Origin of the sequence: Mesorhizobium sp. M4A.F.Ca.ET.090.04.2.1 (assembly GCF_003999085.1) — a bacterium.
Classification (GTDB): domain Bacteria; phylum Pseudomonadota; class Alphaproteobacteria; order Rhizobiales; family Rhizobiaceae; genus Mesorhizobium.
In genome coordinates this window covers 1-3,188 of sequence record NZ_RZOT01000629.1, presented here as the reverse complement: position 1 = coordinate 3,188, position 3,188 = coordinate 1, and the positions used below count along the sequence as shown (strand labels likewise).

At 61.0% G+C, this 3,188-nt stretch carries 5 protein-coding genes; 2 read left to right on the top strand and 3 right to left on the bottom strand.

Features of this window, described 5'->3' with window-relative positions; all coding sequences use genetic code 11:
• From EN781_RS29395 to EN781_RS29385, 3 genes are all read right to left on the bottom strand, one after another.
• The coding region (locus EN781_RS29395) for a hemerythrin domain-containing protein (RefSeq protein WP_127400589.1) at positions 1-423 on the bottom strand (423 nt) is incomplete at its 3' end.
• Positions 424-463: 40 nt separating this feature from the next.
• Positions 464-823 carry a diacylglycerol kinase gene (locus tag EN781_RS29390; RefSeq protein WP_126054317.1) on the bottom strand — a complete coding sequence of 120 codons (360 nt, stop codon included), beginning with the start codon at positions 821-823 and terminating at the stop codon, positions 464-466.
• 110 nt (positions 824-933) lie between these two features.
• Positions 934-1,362: a GFA family protein gene (locus EN781_RS29385; protein ID WP_127400588.1), complete on the bottom strand. Its 429-nt coding sequence runs from the start codon at positions 1,360-1,362 to the stop codon at positions 934-936.
• Positions 1,363-1,682: 320 nt separating this feature from the next.
• Here EN781_RS29385 and EN781_RS29380 point away from each other — a divergent pair, with 320 nt between their 5' ends.
• Positions 1,683-2,753, top strand: a complete 1,071-nt coding sequence (locus EN781_RS29380) for a diguanylate cyclase (protein WP_126054316.1) — start codon at positions 1,683-1,685, stop codon at positions 2,751-2,753.
• A gap of 101 nt (positions 2,754-2,854) precedes the next feature.
• On the top strand, positions 2,855-3,188 hold a 334-nt coding region (locus EN781_RS29375; protein ID WP_127400587.1), incomplete at its 3' end, for an antitoxin Xre-like helix-turn-helix domain-containing protein.

Here is a 3,188-nt window from a genome sequence, read left to right as displayed (position 1 = left end):
GATAAAGGCATTCGCCGCCTCGGCGTTGCGTTCCAGCCCTTCGTGTATGGTGTGATGGTCGGCGTCGAGTATCTCGAAGCCTCGCTTCAACCGGGGCTCAGCCTTGGCGAAGGCCGGGAAGTATTGGTAGTCCTCGACATTATGGTGGCCGTCGAGATTGCCAAGGAAATGGTTCAGCCGCGGCGCGAACCAACGCGCGAAGTCCGGCGCTGTCAGCCTGCCTTCGCGATAGTCACCAATGCCGTTGGCCAGCATGCCGCCGAGTTCGCGGAACATGTCGTGCCGCCCAAGCCACATAGCGGCGAGGCCATGAATATTGCCGTGGCCCTGCCAAGTCTCGCGCGGATATTTTTGCGTCAGCCAGCGCAGATCGTCCGGCAGCCCGGCTCGCTCGAGCAACAGAAAATCAGCGGCGTCCGACATGACAGTCTCCTTTGGTAACCGTCATGTAGGAAGCGCTATACTAGATCGGTAGTCCCGTGATGCGCTCGATAATGGCGATGCCCCAGACGCCGGCCACGATCACCACCGAGATCAGCACCGCCAGCGAACCGCAATCCTTGGCGAGCTGGATGTCGACATTGAACTCGCGGCTGAAGGCGTCGCAGGCAGCCTCGATGCCGGTGTTGAGCACTTCGACCATGATCAGGAGCAGCACCGCGCCGAGCAGCAGCGCGTAGCCGCGCCACGACACCGAGATGAACCAGCCCGCCGGCAGGGCAAGGGTGAGCAGCATCAGCTCCTGCTGGAAGGCTTTTTCGTGGGCAGCCAGCTTGCGGAACGCCCGCACCGAGTTGAAGAAAGCATCGATCAGCCGCTGCATGCCCAAATCCCTTTCCGAGTGACCGGCAGGGGATATAGCAACGGCTGGATCAATGGAATAAGGCAGTGCCGCCAAAAATCACGCGCTCTGCCGCTGTACTCGCTTGCTGGTCATTCGGCGGCCTCACCGGCGACCTTGACCGAGGGCGACGATTTCTCGAACTGCGGCAGCCCGTCGTCGATCGAATAATAGTCGCCCTTGTCGCCAACGAAGATATGGCTTTCCCCGGCAAGTCCGGACGGCCTGTCGAAGGCGCCGGCCATGATCGAAATCTGATCCAGTTCGTTATGCTTCCAGAACAGGAGCGAGCCGCAGATGCGGCAGAACCCGCGCCTGGCGACGTCGGAGGCGCCATACCAGGTGAGCGCCTCGGCTCCTTCTATGTCGATATCGGCATCCTTGGCCGAGGTCGCCGCAACGAAATGGCCGTTCTGCCTGCGGCATTGCGAGCAGTGGCAATAGACGACACCGCGCAGAGCCCCCCTCGTCCTGAAGCGCACCGCGCCGCACAGGCAAGCTCCGTTGTGATTGTCATCCATTCCGCCCTCCTAGAATTCATCACCTGTCAGCAGCAGGATTCCAGTTTTGCGCCCGCCGGGCATCGGCAAATGCGACATGAAGAGGACACGTTTCGCCCCGCGCCTGCATAAGCGGTTATTGCATCCTGGGGTAGAGAAAACCGTGTTGAAATCCAGCCTATTAAGGAAACTTTAGCGCGCTCGCATCTATGGTCGTTTGCAAGTGAAGGTCGTGAGCGGGGACGCGATTCTTCTCGTGTCTGGCATTTCCGGTCGCACTCCCCTCATGGCGACATCGGCACGCGCAGGTTCTGCGTTGGCTCTTGAGGAGTGAACAGAACATGCAGCCGGCTTTCGTTCCAAACGACAGGAACACCGACATAGCGAGCACCGTCGTGGCGACGATGCGCCAGCTTGGCGTGCTTGGCCTGCCGCGCAACTACGAGATCTTCTACGAGGCTCTGAGCGGCAGCAATCATGAACTCAGCCTAGCCGTCGTCTCGCTGAGCAACCGGCCGACCCAGGAGGAACTCGACCGCATCGGCCGAACCTTCTTTGCCCAGCATCACGGCCCCGGCATTGTCGAGCACGCGCGCGACGTCATCGCCAAGGAACTCGAGGATATCGCCTCGCTGTTGCGCAGCGAGCGTTCCCACATCGAGAAATACGGCCGCATCCTCGACGAGACGTCGAGTGGGCTCGGCAACCGCAGCATGCTGTCGCAGGACCTGCTGCAGAAGATCGTCACCGCCATGTCGGCGGCCACCAACTCGACGATCGACCATGGCAGGCAAGTGGCGAGCACGCTCAGCGAAAAGACCGCCGAGCTCGAGAGCGTCAAGTCGAAGCTCGAGGAGTACAAGCGGCTCGCCGACACCGATCCCTTGACGCAGGTCTGGAACCGCCGCGCCTTCGATAAGGAAATCACCAAGATCTACAACTCCAACAAGGGCATCCTGTTCAATGCCCTGATCCTCGCCGACATCGACCGCTTCAAGGACATCAACGACCGCTTCGGCCATCCAGTCGGAGACAGGATCATCCAGATCATCGCCGAGATCTTCCAGACCAGCATTCGCGGCGACATGTTCGTTGCCCGCACCGGCGGCGAGGAATTCGCCCTGATCGTCGAGGGTGCCAGCGAAGACACGACTTTCGAGATCGCCGAGCGCATTCGCACGCTGATCGAGCAGACGCCGTTCACCAGCAGCCAGACCGGCACCAATTACGGCACGGTGACCGTGTCGATGGGCATCTGCATGGCGTCCGAGGCCGAAAGCCCCGAGGACCTCTACACCAAGGCCGACCGGGCGCTCTATCGCTCGAAGGTCGGCGGCCGCAACCGCGTGACAAGGCATTCGGCGATGGCCGGTCGCGCCGGCAAGAGCTGGCTGCTCTACAAGAAAGACTGATTTTCTCGGCCCTGACGGATCCGGCTGTCGCGGATTCTTTCGACACAACACCTTTCCATATGAATTTTTGTGGACTATATTTTCCATGGAAAGGAACAGTCATGCCGTCCGTGCAATCTCATATCGCCACCGGCGCGGCCGAAAACGCGGTCGTGACCAGGGCCACGCTGCGCGCCGCGGAACTGCTCGACGTCACCGCCAGGGTGCTGGCTTCCGTCATCGGCGTCTCGGAAGCCACGGTTTCGCGCATGCGCAAGCAGGAATTCCTGCTCGAGCGCGGCACCAAGCCGTTCGAGCTGGCCGTCCTGTTCGTCCGGCTGTTCCGTTCTCTCGACGCCATCGTCGGCGGCGACGAGAGCATCGCCCGGGCCTGGCTGAAGAACGCTAATACGGCTTTCGACAGCGCCCCGATCGAGAAAATCCAGTCGATATCAG